This window comes from Streptomyces sp. NPDC051578, assembly GCF_044454045.1.
Taxonomy (GTDB): Bacteria; Actinomycetota; Actinomycetes; order Streptomycetales; family Streptomycetaceae; genus Streptomyces.
The window spans coordinates 1,853,097-1,871,142 of sequence record NZ_JBITDH010000001.1; the positions used below are offsets into that span (position 1 = coordinate 1,853,097).

At 72.5% G+C, this 18,046-nt stretch carries 20 protein-coding genes; 11 read left to right on the plus strand and 9 right to left on the minus strand.

The window, feature by feature from the left end:
• Nucleotides 1-24: 24 nt before the first annotated feature.
• Genes ACIA6C_RS08315 through deoC form a run of 3 tightly spaced genes read right to left on the minus strand, consistent with a single transcriptional unit; the run spans nucleotide 25 to nucleotide 3,333 of the window.
• Nucleotides 25-936, minus strand: coding sequence for an aldehyde dehydrogenase family protein (locus ACIA6C_RS08315; protein WP_399273756.1), 912 nt, complete (start codon nucleotides 934-936; stop codon nucleotides 25-27).
• Entirely contained in the window at nucleotides 929-2,365 is a 1,437-nt protein-coding gene (locus tag ACIA6C_RS08320) for an aldehyde dehydrogenase family protein (RefSeq protein ID WP_361129464.1), read from the minus strand. The genes ACIA6C_RS08315 and ACIA6C_RS08320 overlap by 8 nt, the downstream gene beginning before the upstream one ends.
• Nucleotides 2,366-2,370: 5 nt before the next feature.
• Complete coding sequence (gene deoC, locus ACIA6C_RS08325) at nucleotides 2,371-3,333, minus strand: deoxyribose-phosphate aldolase (RefSeq protein ID WP_329202401.1); 963 nt, start codon at nucleotides 3,331-3,333, stop codon at nucleotides 2,371-2,373.
• A gap of 307 nt (nucleotides 3,334-3,640) precedes the next feature.
• Here deoC and ACIA6C_RS08330 point away from each other — a divergent pair, with 307 nt between their 5' ends.
• The 5 genes from ACIA6C_RS08330 to ACIA6C_RS08350 all read left to right on the plus strand — a co-directional run bounded on the left by ACIA6C_RS08330 (nucleotide 3,641) and on the right by ACIA6C_RS08350 (nucleotide 6,870).
• Nucleotides 3,641-4,651: a hypothetical protein gene (locus tag ACIA6C_RS08330; RefSeq protein WP_399273759.1), complete on the plus strand. Its 1,011-nt coding sequence runs from the start codon at nucleotides 3,641-3,643 to the stop codon at nucleotides 4,649-4,651.
• 83 nt (nucleotides 4,652-4,734) lie between these two features.
• On the plus strand, nucleotides 4,735-5,340 hold the full coding sequence (locus ACIA6C_RS08335; protein ID WP_399273761.1) for a class F sortase: 606 nt from the start codon (nucleotides 4,735-4,737) through the stop codon (nucleotides 5,338-5,340).
• 25 nt (nucleotides 5,341-5,365) lie between these two features.
• Nucleotides 5,366-5,992: a PH domain-containing protein gene (locus ACIA6C_RS08340; protein WP_399273763.1), complete on the plus strand. Its 627-nt coding sequence runs from the start codon at nucleotides 5,366-5,368 to the stop codon at nucleotides 5,990-5,992.
• Between the two features lie 63 nt (nucleotides 5,993-6,055).
• Nucleotides 6,056-6,616 (plus strand): VanZ family protein, encoded by a 561-nt coding sequence (locus ACIA6C_RS08345; protein ID WP_366082936.1) that lies wholly within the window; start codon nucleotides 6,056-6,058, stop codon nucleotides 6,614-6,616.
• 41 nt (nucleotides 6,617-6,657) lie between these two features.
• A complete protein-coding gene (locus tag ACIA6C_RS08350) occupies nucleotides 6,658-6,870 on the plus strand; it encodes a PspC domain-containing protein (RefSeq protein WP_361129479.1) in 213 nt (70 codons plus the stop codon).
• Between the two features lie 27 nt (nucleotides 6,871-6,897).
• Here ACIA6C_RS08350 and ACIA6C_RS08355 read toward each other — a convergent pair whose 3' ends face one another.
• The 3 genes from ACIA6C_RS08355 to ACIA6C_RS08365 form a co-directional block, all read right to left on the minus strand.
• A complete protein-coding gene (locus tag ACIA6C_RS08355; protein ID WP_361129482.1) occupies nucleotides 6,898-7,674 on the minus strand; it encodes a hypothetical protein in 777 nt (258 codons plus the stop codon).
• Between the two features lie 154 nt (nucleotides 7,675-7,828).
• Nucleotides 7,829-8,092, minus strand: coding sequence for a hypothetical protein (locus ACIA6C_RS08360; protein WP_361129484.1), 264 nt, complete (start codon nucleotides 8,090-8,092; stop codon nucleotides 7,829-7,831).
• A gap of 138 nt (nucleotides 8,093-8,230) precedes the next feature.
• Nucleotides 8,231-9,379, minus strand: a complete 1,149-nt coding sequence (locus tag ACIA6C_RS08365) for an adenosine deaminase (protein WP_361129487.1) — start codon at nucleotides 9,377-9,379, stop codon at nucleotides 8,231-8,233.
• A gap of 114 nt (nucleotides 9,380-9,493) precedes the next feature.
• On the opposite strand from ACIA6C_RS08365, the gene ACIA6C_RS08370 reads away from it, so the two are divergent.
• The 3 genes from ACIA6C_RS08370 to ACIA6C_RS08380 all read left to right on the plus strand — a co-directional run bounded on the left by ACIA6C_RS08370 (nucleotide 9,494) and on the right by ACIA6C_RS08380 (nucleotide 12,092).
• A complete protein-coding gene (locus ACIA6C_RS08370) occupies nucleotides 9,494-10,207 on the plus strand; it encodes an alpha/beta hydrolase (RefSeq protein WP_399273767.1) in 714 nt (237 codons plus the stop codon).
• A gap of 92 nt (nucleotides 10,208-10,299) precedes the next feature.
• Nucleotides 10,300-10,668, plus strand: coding sequence for a cupin domain-containing protein (locus ACIA6C_RS08375; RefSeq protein WP_361129490.1), 369 nt, complete (start codon nucleotides 10,300-10,302; stop codon nucleotides 10,666-10,668).
• Between the two features lie 269 nt (nucleotides 10,669-10,937).
• The gene (locus ACIA6C_RS08380) at nucleotides 10,938-12,092 is read left to right on the plus strand and encodes a LuxR C-terminal-related transcriptional regulator (RefSeq protein ID WP_399273769.1); all 1,155 of its coding nucleotides are present in this window, start codon (nucleotides 10,938-10,940) and stop codon (nucleotides 12,090-12,092) included.
• Here the strand turns inward: ACIA6C_RS08380 and ACIA6C_RS08385 are convergent.
• Nucleotides 12,043-12,969 carry a LysR family transcriptional regulator gene (locus ACIA6C_RS08385; protein ID WP_361129496.1) on the minus strand — a complete coding sequence of 309 codons (927 nt, stop codon included), beginning with the start codon at nucleotides 12,967-12,969 and terminating at the stop codon, nucleotides 12,043-12,045. The two genes, ACIA6C_RS08380 and ACIA6C_RS08385, sit on opposite strands and share 50 nt — an antisense overlap.
• A 99-nt stretch (nucleotides 12,970-13,068) precedes the next feature.
• On the opposite strand from ACIA6C_RS08385, the gene ACIA6C_RS08390 reads away from it, so the two are divergent.
• From ACIA6C_RS08390 to ACIA6C_RS08400, 3 genes are all read left to right on the plus strand, one after another.
• The gene (locus ACIA6C_RS08390) at nucleotides 13,069-14,349 is read left to right on the plus strand and encodes an MFS transporter (protein ID WP_361129499.1); all 1,281 of its coding nucleotides are present in this window, start codon (nucleotides 13,069-13,071) and stop codon (nucleotides 14,347-14,349) included.
• Between the two features lie 180 nt (nucleotides 14,350-14,529).
• The gene (locus tag ACIA6C_RS08395) at nucleotides 14,530-15,189 is read left to right on the plus strand and encodes a L,D-transpeptidase family protein (protein ID WP_399274531.1); all 660 of its coding nucleotides are present in this window, start codon (nucleotides 14,530-14,532) and stop codon (nucleotides 15,187-15,189) included.
• A gap of 116 nt (nucleotides 15,190-15,305) precedes the next feature.
• The gene (locus tag ACIA6C_RS08400; RefSeq protein ID WP_399273772.1) at nucleotides 15,306-16,313 is read left to right on the plus strand and encodes a sigma-70 family RNA polymerase sigma factor; all 1,008 of its coding nucleotides are present in this window, start codon (nucleotides 15,306-15,308) and stop codon (nucleotides 16,311-16,313) included.
• On the opposite strand, the gene ACIA6C_RS08405 is transcribed toward ACIA6C_RS08400, so the two are convergent.
• Entirely contained in the window at nucleotides 16,200-16,568 is a 369-nt protein-coding gene (locus tag ACIA6C_RS08405; protein WP_399273775.1) for a hypothetical protein, read from the minus strand. The two genes, ACIA6C_RS08400 and ACIA6C_RS08405, sit on opposite strands and share 114 nt — an antisense overlap.
• Nucleotides 16,569-16,698: 130 nt before the next feature.
• Nucleotides 16,699-17,976 carry a thymidine phosphorylase gene (locus ACIA6C_RS08410; RefSeq protein ID WP_399273777.1) on the minus strand — a complete coding sequence of 426 codons (1,278 nt, stop codon included), beginning with the start codon at nucleotides 17,974-17,976 and terminating at the stop codon, nucleotides 16,699-16,701.
• Nucleotides 17,977-18,046: the final 70 nt, after the last annotated feature.

The window sequence follows — 18,046 nt, forward strand, 5'->3', positions numbered from 1 at the left end:
GTACTCCTCGTACGCCTGGTGCTCCTAGTACGAGGAGCCCGACGCGCCCAGCGAACCCGTGGGGTGCCAGACCGTCTTGGTCTCCAGGAACGCCGTCATGCGCGACGTGCCCGGGTCCGCGGTCCAGTCGTCCACAGGCTGTGGACGCAGGACGCGCTTGAGGTTGTCGGCCGCGGCGATCTCCAGCTCCTTGGCCAGCGCCGGGTCGGCGCCCGCCAGGTCGATCGCGTTGACGTCCTGGTGGGAGGCCAGGTGCGGGCCCATCTCGGCGGCCTTGCCGGACAGGATGTTCACGACACCGCCCGGCAGGTCGGACGTCGCCAGCACCTCGCCCAGCGACAGGGCGGGCAGCGGGGACTCCTCCGAGGCGATCACCACGGCGGTGTTGCCCGTCGCGATGACCGGCGCGACCACCGAGACCAGACCCAGGAACGACGAGTCCTGGGGCGCGACGACGGTGACGACACCGGTCGGCTCCGGCGTGGACAGGTTGAAGAACGGACCCGCGACCGGGTTGGCGGCGCCCACGACCTGGCCGATCTTGTCGGTCCAGCCCGCGTACCAGACCCAGCGGTCGACGGCCGCGTCCACGACGGCAGCGGCCTTGGACTTGGACAGCCCCTCGGCCTCGCCGACCTCGCGGACGAACTGCTCCCGGCGGCCCTCCAGCATCTCGGCGATGCGGTAGAGGACCTGACCGCGGTTGTACGCGGTCGCGCCCGACCAGCCGCCGAAGGCCTTGCGGGCGGCGACGACCGCGTCGCGCGCGTCCTTGCGGGAGGACAGGGGGGCGTTGGCCAGCCACTTGCCCTTGCCACCCGACGATGTTTTCGCCGTCACTTCGTACACCCGGCCGCTCTCGGAGCGGGGGAACTTGCCCCCGACGTACAGCTTGTAGGTCTTGAAGACGTTCAGACGGGTCGTCGACTCAGACATCGAGGTAAGCCTCCAGGCCGTGGCGACCGCCCTCGCGGCCGAAGCCCGACTCCTTGTAGCCGCCGAAGGGCGAGGTCGGGTCGAACTTGTTGAACGTGTTGGCCCACACCACACCCGCGCGGAGCTTGTTCGCGACCGCGAGGATGCGGGAGCCCTTCTCCGTCCAGATGCCGGCGGACAGGCCGTACTGGCTGTTGTTGGCCTTCGCCACGGCCTCGTCGGGCGTACGGAAGGTCAGCACGGACAGCACCGGGCCGAAGATCTCGTCGCGGGCGACGGTGTGCGCCTGGGTGACGTTGGTGAACAGCGTCGGCGCGAACCAGTAGCCGGAGGACGGCAGCTCGCACGCCGGGGACCAGCGCTCGGCGCCCTCGGCCTCGCCGGTGTCGGCGAGCGCGGTGATCCGGGCCAGCTGCTCGGCGGAGTTGATCGCGCCGATGTCGGTGTTCTTGTCGAGCGGGTCGCCGAGGCGCAGCGTCGAGAGGCGGCGCTTGAGGGAGTCCAGCAGCTCGTCGTGGATCGACTCCTGGACCAGCAGGCGCGAGCCCGCGCAGCAGACCTGGCCCTGGTTGAAGAAGATGCCGGTCACGATGCCCTCGACGGCCTGGTCGATGGGGGCGTCGTCGAAGACGATGTTGGCGCCCTTGCCGCCCAGCTCCAGGGTGACCTTCTTGTCGGTGCCGGCGACGTGGCGGGCGATCTTCTTGCCCACGGCCGTGGAACCGGTGAAGGCGACCTTGTTGACGTCGGGGTGCTCGACGAGGGCCGCGCCCGCGTCGCCGTATCCGGTGAGGATGTTGACGACGCCCTTGGGCAGTCCGGCCTGGCGGCAGATGTCCGCGAAGAACAGGGCGGACAGCGGGGTGGTCTCGGCGGGCTTGAGGACGACCGTGTTGCCGGTGGCGAGCGCGGGGGCGATCTTCCACGCGAGCATCAGCAGCGGGAAGTTCCAGGGGATGACCTGGCCGGCGACGCCGAGCGGGCGCGGGTTCGCGCCGTAGCCGGCGTGGTCGAGCTTGTCGGCCCAGCCCGCGTAGTAGAAGAAGTGCGCGGCGACCAGGGGGAGGTCCGCGTCGCGGGTCTCCTTGATCGGCTTGCCGTTGTCCAGGGTCTCCAGGACGGCCAGCTCGCGGCTGCGCTCCTGGATGATCCGGGCGATGCGGAAGAGGTACTTGGCGCGCTCGGAGCCCGGCAGCGCGGACCACTTCTCGAAGGCCTTGCGGGCGGCCTTGACGGCGCGGTCGACATCGGCGGCGCCGGCCTGGGCGACCTCGGAGAGGACCTCCTCGGACGACGGCGAGACGGTCTTGAAGACCTTGCCGTCGGCGGCGTCGGTGAACTCGCCGTCGATGAAGAGCCCGTACGAGGGCGCGATGTCCACGACGGAACGCGACTCGGGGGCCGGTGCGTACTCGAAAAGGGATGCCATGGTGATCAGTCCACCGTCACGTAGTCGGGACCGGAGTAACGGCCGGTGCTCAGCTTCTGGCGCTGCATCAGCAGGTCGTTGAGCAGGCTGGAGGCGCCGAAGCGGAACCAGTGGTTGCTCAGCCAGTCCTCGCCCACGGTCTCGTTGACCAGGACCAGGAACTTGATCGCGTCCTTGGTGGTGCGGATGCCGCCGGCCGGCTTCACGCCGATCTGGATTCCAGTCTGCTCCTTGAAGTCGCGTACGGCTTCGAGCATGAGCAGGGTGTTGGCGGGGGTGGCGTTGACGCCGACCTTGCCGGTGGAGGTCTTGATGAAGTCGGCGCCCGCGAGCATGCCGATCCAGGAGGCGCGGCGGATGTTGTCGTAGGTCGACAGCTCGCCGGTCTCGAAGATGACCTTCAGCCGGGCGGCGCTGCCGTCCTCACGGACGCACGCCTCCTTGACGGCCTTGATCAGCTCGTACGTCTCCAGGTAGCGGCCGGCGAGGAAGGCGCCACGGTCGATGACCATGTCGATCTCGTCTGCCCCGGCGGCGACGGCGTCCCGGGTGTCGGCGAGCTTGACGGGCAGGGCGGCGCGGCCGGCCGGGAAGGCGGTCGCGACGGACGCCACCTTGACGTCGGCGCCGTTCAGGGCGGCCTTGGCGGTCGCCACCATGTCCGGGTAGACGCAGACCGCGGCGGTCATGGGCGTCGTCCGGTCGGTCGGGTCGGGGTTGACGGCCTTGGCGGAGAGCGCCCGCACCTTGCCCGGGGTGTCCGCACCCTCAAGCGTGGTCAGGTCGATCATCGAGATGGCCAGGTCGATGGCGTACGCCTTGGCCGTCGTCTTGATCGAGCGGGTGCCGAGGGAGGCCGCGCGGGCCTCCAGTCCGACTGCGTCTACGCCGGGCAGCCCGTGCAGGAAGCGGCGCAGCGCGCTGTCGGACGTCGTCACGTCAGCGAATGCGGTGAGGGTGGTGGGCATGGTCACCAGATGAGCATATCTACGCGCGTAGCGACCTGTCACCCCCCGCCGGTGCACCTCTGTGCGCGGCCCTCCGCAGCCGGGCGCGGTACGCGTCCGGCCGCGGGCCGCCCAGCGGACCGCTGACCTCCGCTTTTCCTGTTACACGGCGCGGACAGGAACCCCACGATCCGGTCGCACAAGATCCGTAAATTTCTCTTCAGCAGCCCGCCAGACCTCACCGGATGAAAGCCTCGGCAGAGAACCCGTAGAGAAAAAGGGGCATGCGACTCTCCACCTTCCCGCGACAATGCTTCCTGGAGTCGTTATGCGTTCCGCCGTCCGCACCTCGATCGTCACCGCCGCCCTCGCCGGCGCCCTGCTCGCGCCGGCCGCGACGGCGCTCGCCGCGCCCGCCCCGCAGACCCCTGCCGGGGCCGCGGCCACCGGGTCGGCGTCGGAAGACAGCCGCTACACGGGCGAGCCGGTCTACATCGGCAAGGGTCTGGTCGCGGTGCTGCGCAACAAGGCCGAGGGCCCCGAGGCCTGGATCCGCGTGGTCGGCCCGAACTGGAAGCCGGGAGACAACTACATCCTCCGCGTGGTGGCGGTGGTGGACCGCGCGCACCCGGCCCTGACGGCCAACGGTCTGGAACTGGCGCTCAGCAAGGCGGACACGGCCGCCCCGGTGCTCGTCGTCACCACGGACGGGGTGGCCAAGTCCTACCCGCTGCCGAAGGGCAAGGCCGGCCCGGTCTGCGGGACCGCGGCCAAGTCGGTCGCCCTCGGCGGGGCCTTCTTCGCCGACGTGTCGATGTCCACCGCGGGCCCGGCGGTCACCATCCGCACGGACGTCGACGACAACTGGCGCCACCTGGACCGCACCTTCCCGGCGCTGCGCGCGTCCGACGGCATCATCGCCCGGATCGTCAACCCGAGCGGCGCCGCGCCCACCTTCGAGTGGAAGGCCCAGGGCGGCGACACGCCGCTCGGCCACACCTCCTTCCCGGCCCTGCCCAAGGGCTGCAAGCCGGACTACAAGGTCACCGAGGACCAGGGCGCCGACGAGCCCGCGCCGAAGGCCACCCCGTCCGCCACCGCCACCGCCACGGCCGCCGCCAAGCCGGCCTCCCGGATCAGCGTCGAGCCGGTCGCCGACGTGAAGCCGCAGACGGGGGCGCAGACCGTGGTCGTGCCCCAGGGCGGGGTCGCCGCCGGAGCGGAGATCGCCGCCGAGGACACGGGCAACACCACCACCATGGCCGTCGGCGCCGGACTCGCCGCCGTGCTGGCCGCGGTCGGGGCCGCCTTCCTGATCCGCCGCCGCGCCCAGCGCTGACGCGCACGGCACGTCCCCTCGTCCTGCCCTCCGGCGGGCCACCTCCGCGGTGGCCCGCCGGCCCTCGTTTTCCCGGAGCCCCGATGAACCACCGCGTACGCCCGCTCCTGGCCGCCGCACTCCTCGCCGCCGCCCTGACCGGTTGCGGCGGCGCCACCACCGCCGCCCCCGTCCCGGCCGCGCCGCCGGCCATCACCCCCGCGGCCGCCCCGGCGGTGGGGGCACCGGCCGCGCCCCTGCCGGCTTCCGCGCCCGTACGCGTGCGCATCCCCTCGGCCGGGGTGGACGCCTCCCCCGTGCTGCGGCTCGGCCTCGCCGCCGACGGCACCGTCGAGGTGCCCTCGGTCTCCGACGGGGACAAGATCGGCTGGTACACCAAGGGCGTCACCCCCGGCGAGACCGGTCCGGCCGTGCTGATCGGGCACTTCGACACCGCCCGCGGGCCCGGCGTGCTCAAGGACGTCTCGCGCGTCCGCACCGGCGACCTGATCAGCGTCGGCCGGGCCGACGGCAGCACCGCGGTCTTCCGGGTGCGCGAGCTGGAGCAGGTCGGCAAGAAGGCCTTCCCCACCGCCAAGGTGTACGGGAACACCACCCGTCCGGAGCTGCGCGTCATCACCTGCGGCGGCGAGCTCACCGACGGCCACCGGCCCGACAACATCATCTTGTACGCCGATCTCGTCGGCTGAGACGGCGTGAGGCAGAATCGGGCGCATGAGCAGCCAGCAGCCCCCTGACGAGCCGGTCTACGCCGATCGCGTCTACCGCTCGTCCATGGCCGTCGTGACCGGGGTCCTGACCCTCGCGCTGATCGTGTGGCTGTGCGGGGACGCCGTCGTGTACGGGGACGGCAGCACGCGCTGGATCGGCCTGGCCGTCGCGCTGTGCGCCGTGCCGCTGACCGTCGCGTTCACCATCCGGCCGGCCGTCTTCGCCAACGACGACCGGATGCGGGTCCGCAACCCCTTCCGGGTCATCGAGCTGCCCTGGGCCCGCGTGGACGCGGTGCGCGCCGGATATTCGGCGGAGGTGCTGGCCGAGGGCGAGAAGTACCAGCTGTGGTCGGTCCCGGTGTCCCTGCGGGAGCGCAAGAAGGCGCAGCGCCTGCACGGCCGGGGCGTCAAGACGGCCGCCGGCGGCGCACAGCCGGCGGGCGCGGTCTCCCAGGGGCCGCAGCGGGCCCTCGCCGACAAGGTCGTGGACGAGCTGCAGGAGCTGGCCGAACGCGGGGCGGCCCGCGAGGGCGCCCAGGGCGGGGTCGAGGTGCGGTGGTCGTACGAGGTCATCGCGCCGGCGGCGGCGGGCGCGGTGCTGCTGATCGTGCTGCTGGCGCTGCGGTAGGTGGGTCCCGTCACACCGGAGCGGAGCGGAACCGCAGCCACCGGGGGCTGCGTCCTCGCAGGTGTGCAGCGTCTTGAGGCAGGCGACAACGCCGCCACAGCCATCCACCTCCGGCTCCGGCTCCTCGGCGGGGCCCTGCTGGCCGCCCACCTCCTCCTCGTCGGCTGGCTGACCCTGCGGCCGCTGGACGTGCCGTGGGCGGCGGCCGCGAACCTGACCCCGCTGGAGGGCATCCGCGCCGATCTGGCGTACGGACCCCTGGAGGCGGCCCGGCGGATCGGCGGGGGACTCGCCCTGCTGGCCCCGCTCGGGGTGCTGCTGCCGCTGGCCGGCGGGCGGCTCGCGAGGTCACCGCTGGCGGCGTGGTCCTCGCTCGCCCGTACGGGAGCCGCGGCCGCGCTGATCTCGCTGAGCATCGCGATGCTCCAGAGCGGGGTTCCGGGGCAGGTCGTCGACGTCGACTCGGTGCTGCTGAACACGGCCGGTGTACTGCTCGTGCACGCGGCGGTGGTGCCGGCCCTCAGGGCCAGGCTGCGGCGCTCTCAGGGGCCCACCCCGAGAATTACCAGGGTCGAGGTGAGCCCCTGGACCGAGGTCCTTTCGGCGGTTCCCCGCGAGTATTGAGGCATCGCAAGAAAGCGGTTCCGAGATACGAGGAGAAACCCATGAGCGCGATTACCCGCCCCCGTGACGGACGGATGATCGGTGGCGTCTGCGCCGGTCTCGCGCGACGCTTCGGAATGCGGGCCCGGACGATGCGGATCATCTTCGTCCTGTCGTGCCTGCTGCCCGGCCCGCAGTTCCTGATCTACCTGGCGCTGTGGCTGCTGCTGCCGAACGACAAGCAGGGCGCGGGCTCGGCGCAGACCGCCTGGTAGCCGGCCCCCGGCCGCCCGCGCGTCCGCTCAGCCGGCCTTGCGGACCTTTTCGAGCTGCTTGTCCGCCACCTCTTGCGGCAGCTGCGCCTTCTTCGCGGCATCGGCCACGTTCAGGGCCATCAGCCGCACGACGGTGTCGCCCTGGCGCACGACGACGAGGTGGACCTGCGCCGAGACGCCCGCGGCGACGGCGGTGGTGGTCCAGCTGACGTTCTCGTCGCCACCGGTCTTGTAGGCGACGGGCTTCACGTCGCGGTAGCTGCCGGTCTGCTTCTGGACGGTGGCGGAGAAACCCGTACCGCATTCGGCCACCGCGTCGCGCAGCCGGTCCATCAGCCGCTTGGCGTCGGCTTCGGCATAGGAGCTGACGGAGGCGGAGATGGCGAGGCCGACCTGCTTCTGCGAGCCGAGGCCGCGGTTGACGGTCTCCCGTGCGGCCGGGTCGGGCTTGTCGCCCATGACGTCGGCGAGGGGCTGGCACGCCTTCCGGTCGGCCTGGGGCTGGCCGGAAGGGGCGTTGGGGTTCTTGCCCTGCGCGGAGATCTGGTAGCCGTCGAGGTCGCCCGGTTCCAGGGCGGCGCGCTCCAGCCTGCTCGCGGCGGCCTTCGGGGAGGCCGGCGTGGCCGGGCCTGCGGGGGGCGTGGCCGTGGCGCGCGGGGCCGCGGAGCCCTTCGCGTCGGGCGCCGCGCCGGGGTCGTCCGCGGCGCCGCCGCAACCCGTGGCGGCGAGGAGCAGGGCGGGCAGTAGGACGGCGCTCGCCGTCCGTGTCCGCCGCCGTGCCGTGAACCGTGCCTTCATGCGCATGACCGAGTCCCCAAACACCTTGCTTCGGCGGGCAGTTGCCGGTGATCGTGGCACACCGCGCGACGTGGCGCACACCTGGTCGAAAGGGTGTGCGCCACGGGTGCGCCCGTGCGGATCACACGTGCGGATTACGCGTACGGGCAGGGCCTGCGCGTCAGCTGCCGAGGTTGCTGAGCGGCACACCGCCGAGGAGGCTGGTGACCGTGCCGAGCGCCTCGCCCGGGTCGCTCGCGTCCTGGCCTTCCTTGGCACCCATGTGCTGCTGGCTGGTGAGCCCCTGGACGGCGCCGGTGGCGGTGCCCAGCGCGTCGGTCAGGCCGACGGCCGGGACGGCGGCGGAGGCGGAACCGGCGGCGACGGCGGCGAAGGCGGCACCCAGGGCGGCGACACCGAGCGTCTTGGCAGCTGACTTCTTCATCAAAATCGTCCTTGCGACGGGGAATTGAGCGGCTCCGCAAACTAGTCACTTCAAACCCCGACCCGCAAACATCCTTAGATATGAGAAAGCGTCCGGGAATGACTCTTCCCGGACGCCCCGCTCATGTCACGCCCTGGCCTAAGCCGAGACGGAACCGCTGGTCGAAGCGGTCTGCCGGAACAGCCATTCGGACTTGAGCTCCGCGTAGCCCGGCTTGATCACGTCGTTGATCATCGCAAGTCGTTCATCGAAAGGAATGAACGCGGACTTCATCGCATTGACGGTGAACCACTGCATGTCCTCCAGCGTGTAACCGAACGTCTCGACCAGGTGCTCGAACTCGCGGCTCATGCTGGTACCGCTCATCAGCCGGTTGTCGGTGTTGACGGTCAGGCGGAAGTGCAGCTTGCGCAGCAGGCCGATCGGGTGCTCGGCGTACGAGGCGGCGGCGGCCGTCTGCAGGTTCGAGGTCGGGCACATCTCCAGGGGGATGCGCTTGTCCCGGACGTAGGACGCCAGGCGGCCCAGCTTCACGGAGCCGTCGGCGGAGACCTCGATGTCGTCGATGATCTTCACGCCGTGACCCAGGCGGTCGGCGCCGCACCACTGCAGGGCCTGCCAGATCGACGGCAGGCCGAAGGCCTCGCCCGCGTGGATCGTGAAGTGGTTGTTCTCGCGCTTGAGGTACTCGAAGGCGTCGAGGTGGCGGGTGGGGGGGAACCCGGCCTCGGCGCCGGCGATGTCGAAGCCGACCACGCCGTTGTCGCGGTAGCGGTTGGCCAGCTCGGCGATCTCCAGCGCGCGGGCCGCGTGGCGCATCGCGGTCAGCAGGGCCCCGATGCGGATGCGGTGGCCGTTCGCCTTCGCACGGCGCTCGCCCTCGCGGAAGCCGTCGTTCACCGCCTCGACGACCTCTTCGAGGGTCAGGCCGGCTTCCAGGTGCTGCTCGGGGGCGTAGCGGATCTCGGCGTACACGACGCCGTCCTCGGCCAGGTCCTCGGCGCACTCGGCGGCGACGCGGAAGAGCGCCGCCTTCGTCTGCATGACGGCGCAGGTGTGCGCGAACGTCTCCAGGTAGCGCGGCAGGGAGCCGGAGTCTGCGGCTTCCCGGAACCAGACGCCCAGCTTGTCGGCGTCGGTCTCGGGGAGGTTCTCGTAGCCGACCTCGCGGGCCAGCTCGATGATGGTCCCGGGGCGCAGGCCACCGTCGAGGTGGTCGTGGAGGAGCACCTTGGGGGCACGGCGGATCTGATCCGGGGTGGGCAGGTTCGGGGTGTCGCTCGTCATCTGGGCACTCTAGCTCCTACGCGCGTAGAGCGCGGGGTCGGCGTGAACCGTCGATACGTAACAGTGACCGTACGGAGGGGTGGCGTACACCTGTCAGTCTGAGACTGTTCCGCCATGGCACAGCATGCGCCGCCGGCGCGCGGTGCCCGCCTCGGGCGGGCGGCCGGCGCGAACGGCTCGGTCTCGACGGTCAGTGGTGTGGTGCTCCTGCTCCCCGGGGGGTCCAGATTCTCCCCCGGTCCGCTGCGTCCGCTCGCGCGGGCGCTGGCCCGGGCGGGCGGGGCGCAGGGCCTGGCCGCGCACCCGGTGCTGCACGGGGCGGGCGCCCGCGAGGACGACGCCCGGTGGGCGGCGGACGAGGCGGTACGCAGGTACGGGGACGTGCCGGTCTGCCTGGCGGGGTACGACGCCGGCGGCCTGGCGGCGCTGCGGGCGGCCGGGCACGAGGCCGTGCAGGCGGTGCTGGCGCTGGCCCCCTCCACCGACGGGGCCCCGGACTCCCCCGAGCCGGTGAAGCAGCTCGCCGGGCGGCAGGTGCTGATCGTGCACGGGACCGACGACGGGCGCTGCGACCCGGAGTCGTCCTTCCTGCTGGCGGCGCGGGCGAAGAAGGCGAATCGTTCCACGTGCCGGTTCGAGGTGCATTCGGACGGGCACCGGCTGCGCGAGCACCAGGCGGAAGTGGTAGCCCTGGGCGTCGACTTCGTCCTCGGCGCGATGTTCTCGGGGCGGTACTCGCGGCCGGTGACGGACGCGCTCGCCGCGCCTCCGCCGCTGGGCCTGCGGATGCCGCTGGCCTCGGGGTTCGGGCGCTCGCTGCGGGGCTGATCCGCCCGGCCCGCGGCGCCGTGCGCGCGTAAAGTGGGAAGTGGACTCGGGTGGTTGGCCTCGGGGGTTTCTTCCACGGGAGGTGACCTGGCATGGCCCAGATCCTGCGCAAGAACTTCGACGACGCGGACGAGACGCGTCCGTTCCAGGACGGCAAGGGCCGGCTGGACGTCATCCAGACGGAGGGCGGCTCGGTCGGCCGCGCCGTCTTCGAGCCCGGCTGGCGCTGGTCGGAGCACATCAAGCCGCTCGCCGGCACGGACAGCTGCCAGGCCGCGCACACCGGGTACATGGTGAGCGGCCGGATGAAGGTCGTCATGGACGACGGCGCGAGCGAGGAGTACGGCCCCGGCGACTACATGCAGATCGCGCCCGGGCACGACGCCTGGGTCGTGGGCGACGAGCCGGTGGTCGCCGTCGACTGGACCGGCTTCAAGGACTACGCGAAGCCGTCCGGCTGAAACCGACCGCAAGGCCCGCGACAACGGCCTGCCACGACGACGGGCGACGCGCCGGCCCGGCCCGGGCCCGCCGATCCGCCCCCTCACGGTCGGACGGCCACGGCCGGTCCGGCGCGTCTTCCGCTGCTTTCCCCCTGGCCCTTCCCCTCGGGCCGCACCCCACTGTGCCGTTCCGGCATGCGCCCCAGGGCCACGGCCAGGCATCGTCTTGCCGCCTTGCGGGAATACGAGGGGTTTACAAAACCCCACCCACAGGGAGAAATGGGTTCATGCCGGCCGACGACCTCGAAGGGAGCGCCCGGGGCGACGGGCTGAGTCCCGCCGCGCGGCGCCTGTACGCGTACGCCGTGGAGCGGCGCGCCTTCGCGGCCGAGGAGGCCGTCGCGGCCCTGGGTGCGCGCGCGGGTACCGCCCTCACCGAGCTGTCCGCCGCCCACCTGCTGCAACGGGCTCCCGGTCCGGGCCCGGAGCGGTGGAGCGCGGTGGCTCCCCGGGCGGCCGCGGCCCGGGCCCTGGCCCCCCTGGCGCTGCTCGTGCGGGAGACGCACGACGAGATGGACCGGCTGCGCGGACGGCTGGAGGAGCTGGTCCCGGCCTACGAGGCGGGGGCCGCGCGCCGGGACCCGAGCGGGTCGGGTCACCTGGAGCTGGTGACCGACCTCGGGGCGGTACGGGGCCTGATCGCGGAGCTCGCGGCGGGCGCCGAGTGCGAACTGCTGACCTCGCAGCCCGGCGGGGGCCGGCCGCCGGAGTCGCTGGAGGAGGCGATCGGGCGGGACGAGGCGCTGCTGGCGCGCGGGGTGCGGATGCGGACCGTCTACCAGCACACGGCCCGCTACTCGCGCCCGACCGCGGCCTACGTGGAACGGGTGACGGCGCTGGGCGCGCAGGTCCGCACCCTCGGCGACGGGCTGATGCGGATGCTGGTCTTCGACGGCCGCACGGGGCTGATGGAGGTGCCGGACCGCAGCGGGGCGGCGCTGGTGGTGCGCGAGCCGAACGTCGTGCACTTCATGAAGGCGGCGTTCGAACGGTCCTGGGTGGCGGCCGAGCCCTTCCCCGTGACGGTGGGTCCGGACGCGGCCCGCTCGCTGACGGACGAGCTGCGGCGGACGATCGTACGGCTGCTGGCGGAGGGGCTGGAGGACAAGGTGATCGCGCGCCGGCTGGGCATGTCGGAGCGGACCTGCCAACGGCACATCGCCGGGATCATGCGGGCCGTCGGCGCCAAGTCCCGCTTCCAGGCCGGGTACTTGCTGTCGACCGGGACGACGACGCGGCCGTCGGCCGGGCCGTCCGCCGGGCCGTCCGCCGGACCGGTGGCCGGGCTGCCCGCCGCGACGGCCGGGCCCCCTCCGGGCGCGGGCGTCCCCTTCACGGCTCGGGAAGCAGCCGGCCCCGACGGGACAGCAGGAACCGCTTGAACTCGGCCACCGGAGGCGTGTCCGGGTGTCCGTCGAGCCACGCGACGCCGATCTCACGGACCGCGCGGGGCGCCGTCACGGTCAGCTCCACCACGCCGGGGCGGGCCACGGCGGGCGGCGGCAGCAGGGCCACGCCGAGACCGGCGGCGACGAGACCGCGCAGGGTCTCCGCCTCCTCGCCCTCGAAGGCGACCCTCGGGGTGAACCCCGCTTCCGCGCACAGGTCGTCGGTGATGCGGCGCAGCCCGTAGCCCGGCTCCAGGGTGACGAAGGTTTCCTCGGCGGCCTCGGCGAGGCGGATGCGCTTGCGGCCCGCGAGGCGGTGGTCGTCGGGCACGACCAGGCGCAGCCGTTGTTCGTCGAGCCGGCGGGCCACCAGGTCGGGGGCGTCGGGGAGCGGGGAGGTCAGGCAGAGGTCGAGTTCCCCGGCCCGCAGCCGCTCCAGCATGGCCTCGCCGTAGTTCTGCACGAGGGAGAAGCGGATCCTCGGGTGGTCGGCGCGGAAGGCGCGGATCAGGCCGGGAACGGTCTCGGAACCCAGGGTGTGCAGGAAGCCGAAGGCGACCTTGCCGGAGGCCGGGTCGGCGTCCTGCTGCACGGATTCGGCGGCGCGGGCGATCTCACCGAGCGCCCGCCGGGCGGAGGCGAGGAAGGTGCGCCCGGCGGTGGTGAGGGCGACGGTGCGGCCCTTGCGGGCGAACAGGGTGACGGCCAGGTCCTGTTCGAGGCGGACCATGGCCCGGGACAGGGTGGACTGCGGCACTCCCAGCTCGTGTGCGGCGCGGGTGACGTGCTCGTGCCGGGCGACCGCGACGAAATACGCGAGCCGGGGGGCCAGCAGACTTGTCACGGGGATGTCTTCTTCGTAACGACTCATTGACATGCACCTCTCTGAGCTGGGTTGATGCATGAGTGGATCGATTATCGCGATTCTGTGCATTGGACGCATGAAACGGCCCGGGTCTACGGTCGTTGCATGCCTCCCGCTCATACCGGGGCACCCGTCATCCCGGGTGCCTCCACTCCGTCGTCCCCCGCACCGCAGCCCCTCTCCCCCGGCCGCCCCGGCTACCGCCGGATGAGCTTCGCGCTCTTCGCCGCGGGACTGGCGACCTTCGCCCTCCTCTACTCCACGCAGGCGCTACTGCCCGCGATCTCCGGCGACTTCGGCGTGACGGCCGGCCAGGCGAGCTGGACGGTGTCCGCCGCCACCGGCGCGCTCGCGCTGTTCGTCCTTCCGCTGAGCGCCCTGTCCGAGCGCTTCGGGCGGACCCGGATGATGACCTGCGCGATGGCCCTCGCCGTCGGGGTCGGCCTGCTCGTCCCGTTCGCCCCGAACCTGGAGTGGCTGGTGGCGCTGCGCGCGGTGCAGGGCGCGGCGATCGCCGGGATCCCCGCCTCCGCGATGGCGTACCTGGCCGAGGAGGTCAGGCCGAAGGCGCTGGTCGGCGCGATCGGCCTGTTCGTGGCGGGCAACTCGATCGGCGGGATGAGCGGCCGCATCGTCACCGGCTGGGCGGCGCAGCTGTGGGGCTGGCGGGCCGGGCTGCTGACGGTCGGGCTGATGGCTCTGGTGTGCGCGGCGGCGTTCGCGGTGCTGCTGCCCCGGGCGCGGTTCTTCCGGCCGGCGTCGCTGAACCCGCGCGCGGTGGGACGTACCGTCGCCGGGCACCTGAGGGATCCGCTGCTGCTGCGGCTCTACGGGATCGGCGCGCTGTTCATGACGGTGTTCGGGGCGGTGTACACGGTCATCGGATACCGCCTGGTGGACGAGCCGTTCTCGCTGGGGCAGGGCGTCGTCGGGTCGGTGTTCCTGGTCTACCTGGTCGGTACGGTCTCCTCGGCGGCCGCCGGGCAGCTGGTGGCCCGGATCGGCCGGCGCGGGGCGCTCTACCTGGCGGTGACCACGACCGCGCTCGGGCTGCTGCTCTCGCTGGCGGACGCGCTGGCCGCAGTGCTGGCGGGCCTGGTGCTGATCACGGCCGGGTTCTTCGCGGGCCACGCGGTGGCCTCGGCGGCGGTGAGCCGGACGGCGGCTTCGGGTCGCGCGCAGGCGTCGGCGCTCTACCAGTCGGCGTACTACCTCGGTTCGAGCGCGGGCGGCACGCTCGGTGCGCTGGCCTACCACGCCTCCGGGTGGGCGGCCACGGTCGGGATCGCGCTGGTGGCGGTGGTGGGCGTCGCGTCGATCACCCTGTACGGGTCGCGCGTGGCGCGCGCCGAGCGCCGCCCCGCCTCACTGGCCGCGATGCGCTGATACGACGGTGTGCGCACGCGCCCCTACGACATCGGTACCAGGGGATTTACGGAGCCCGGAGCCCATCACGCTCCGGGCTCCGGCACGTTCGGCCCCCGGGCAGGGAAGGAATGCGGTGGGGAGGCGCATGTGACATCCACACGGAATCGACGAACGCGTACGAGGGGCCGGACGGCGGCACTGGCGGCGGTGGCGCTGGCGGCGCCGCTGCTGGTCGTCGGGGGCGGGACGGCGCAGGCCGCTTCCTGCACCGCGACCACCGGGCCCTACCAGCGGCAGGTCGAGCAGTTCCTGGGGCGGCCGGTGGACGGGGTGCAGTCGGCGGCCGACTGCACGGCTATCAGGTCGTTCCAGGCGACGTACGGCATCACCCCGGCCGCGGGGTACGCCGGGCCGCTCACCTGGCAGACGATGAGCGTGATGCTGGCGCAGCGGGCGGCCGGCAACACCCCCAACCGGGACGGTGCGTGCCCGGTCGACCTGGGGCGGATCGCCTGCGTGGACCTGACGCGCCAGCTGAGCTGGGTCCAGGACGGCGGGAAGCTGGTGTACGGGCCGGTCCCGGTGCGCACGGGCAAGGACGGGACCGAGACGCGGACCGGCCGGAAGAAGATCTACTACCGCGACATCGACTTCTGGTCGACGCTCTACGACGTGGCGATGCCGTACGCGCAGTTCTTCGACGGCGGCATCGCCTTCCACTCCGTCGAGAAGAGCGTGTGGAGCCCGCCCGGCTCCGGCGGCTGCGTCAACATGCGCCCGGCGGACGCCAAGGCGTACTGGAACCTGCTGCGGAGCGGTGACGACGTGTTCGTGTACGGGCGCAAGCCCGGCACCTGAGCCGTCCGGCCGGGCGCGCCCGGGCCGTCCTCCGCGCGGCGCCGGGCGGTCGGGCTGCCGTTGTCAGACCCCTCCGGTAGTTTTCGACGTAGTGGAACTACTGGGGGACGGCAGCCATGAGTGACCTCGCGACCAGCCCGGAACTCGACTCGGCGATGGACCGCTACCGGGTCGAGCTCACCGGTTACTGCTACCGGATGCTCGGCTCGTCCTTCGACGCCGAGGACGCGGTGCAGGACACGTACCTGCGCGCGTGGCGCGCCTACGACAAGTTCGAGGGCCGTTCCTCGCTGCGGTCCTGGCTGTACCGGATCGCGACCAACGTCTGCCTGGACATGCTGAACGCCGGGAACAAGCGCGCCCGGCCGATGGACCTCGGCGCGCCGCAGCACCAGGCGTCGGCCGTGCTGAGCGAGCGGCCCGAGGTGACGTGGCTGGAGCCGGTGCCGGACGGGCGGGTGCTGCCGCAGACCGCCGATCCCGCTGAGGCGGCGCTGGCCAAGGAGTCCGTCCGTCTCGCCTTCGTCGCCGCGCTCCAGCACCTGCCGGCGAAGCAGCGGGCCGTGCTGATCCTGCGCGAGGTGCTGGCCTGGAAGGCGGACGAGGTCGCGACGCTGCTGGACACGACGGTGGCGTCGGTGAACAGCGCCCTCCAGCGGGCGCGGGCCACCCTCGCCGGCCGGGGGATCCGCGCGAGCGATCCGGCGGACCCGCTGGACGGGGACCAGGCGAAGCTGCTGGAGCGGTACCTGAGCGCCTTCGAGGCGTACGACATCTCCCGGCTCACCGCCCTGCTGCACGAGGACGCGGTGCTGTCGATGCCTCCGTTCGACCTGTGGCTCCAGGGGCACGCGGACATCGCCGCGTGGCACCTGAACCAGGGCATCGGCTGCAAGGGGTCCCGGCTCGTGCCGACGACGGCGAACGGCATGCCGGCCTTCGGGCAGTACCGCCCCCGGCAGGACGGCCGGCCCGGGCACGAGCCGTGGGCGCTCCAGGTGCTGGAGATCTCAGAGGGGAAGATCGTCGGCCTGAACGCCTTCCTCGACACCGCCCGGTGGTTCCCGCTGTTCGGGCTCCCCGAGCAGCTCGACGAGTCCTACGAGGTCCAGCAGGGCGCGTAGCTGCGGCGCGGCCCCGGTCACGCTGAGGCGGACCCCGGCCCGGCGGGCGGCGAGCGCGAGGCGGGCGAGGCCGTCCACTTCGGCGAGCCCGGCGGCGGCGAGCGCCCCGGCCGCGCAGACCACCCACAGGGGGCGGGGGCCGTCGCGGCACAGCGCGTCGAGCCGCCCGGCGTCCTCGCCGGTCACGCCGGGGCCGGGCAGCACCAGTCTTCTGATCTCCACGAGGGGTTGACCGGGCTCCGCCGCCGAACTCATCGGTCCCGGGTCCGCCGGCCGGACGGACAGCCGTCGGGCTCCGGACGGGGAGCCGGGCGGACAGCCGTCGGCGCGGCTCCGGACGGGGAGCCGCGCCGACGGGGTTCAGTGCCCCTTTCGGGAGGGCGGGTCAGGCGATGCGGTCGAGCACGATCGGGTTCGCGGTGAACGCGGTGCCCGCCGGGGCGATGTCGTACGAGCCTTCCAGAGCGGCCAGCGCGTACTCGAACTTCTCCGGGGTGTCGGTGTGCAGGGTCATCAATGGCTGGCCCGCGGTGACCGTCTCGCCCGGCTTGGCGTGCAGCTCGATGCCCGCGCCGGCCTGGACCGGGTCCTCCTTGCGGGCGCGGCCCGCGCCCAGGCGCCAGGCGCCGACGCCCACCGCGTAGGCGTCCAGCCGGGTCAGGACACCGGAGGCGGGGGCGGTGACGACGTGGTGCTCGCGGGCGACGGGCAGGGCCGCGTCGGGGTCGCCGCCCTGGGCCGCGATCATCCGGCGCCACACGTCCATGGCGGAGCCGTCGGCGAGGGCCTTCGCGGGATCGGCGTCCTTGATGCCCGCCGCGTCCAGCATCTCCCGGGCCAGGGCGAGGGTCAGCTCCACGACGTCGGCGGGACCGCCGCCGGCGAGGACCTCGACCGACTCGCGGACCTCCAGGGCGTTGCCCGCGGTCAGGCCGAGCGGGGTGGACATGTCGGTGAGGAGGGCGATCGTCTTGACGCCGCTGTCGGTGCCGAGGGCGACCATGGTGGAGGCGAGCTCGCGCGCGTCCTCGATGCTCTTCATGAAGGCGCCGGATCCGACCTTCACGTCCAGGACCAGCGAACCGGTGCCCTCGGCGATCTTCTTCGACATGATCGAGGAGGCGATCAGCGGGATCGCCTCGACCGTGCCGGTCACGTCGCGCAGCGCGTACAGCTTCTTGTCGGCGGGGGCCAGGCCGTCACCCGCCGCGCAGATGACCGCGCCGGTGGTGTCGAGGACGTTCAGCATCTCCTCGTTGGAGAGCAGCGCGCGCCATCCGGGGATCGACTCCAGCTTGTCCAGGGTTCCGCCGGTGTGGCCGAGGCCCCGGCCGGAGAGCTGCGGCACGGCCGCGCCGCAGGCGGCGACGAGCGGGGCGAGCGGCAGGGTGATCTTGTCGCCGACACCGCCCGTGGAGTGCTTGTCGGCGGTCGGGCGGGAGAGGGAGTCGAAGTTCATCCGCTCGCCCGAGGCGATCATCGCGGCGGTCCAGCGGGCGATCTCGGCCCGGTTCATGCCGTTCAGCAGGATGGCCATCGCCAGCGCCGACATCTGCTCGTCGGCGACGACGCCGCGCGTGTACGCGTCGATGACCCAGTCGATCTGTTCGGGGCTCAGTTCGCCGCGGTCGCGCTTGGTGCGGATGACGGAGATGACGTCCATGGAGTGCTTCCTTCTACGCGCATAGAGAGAGGGGGGAAGGATATGACGGAAAGAAAGACGACGGCCCTCC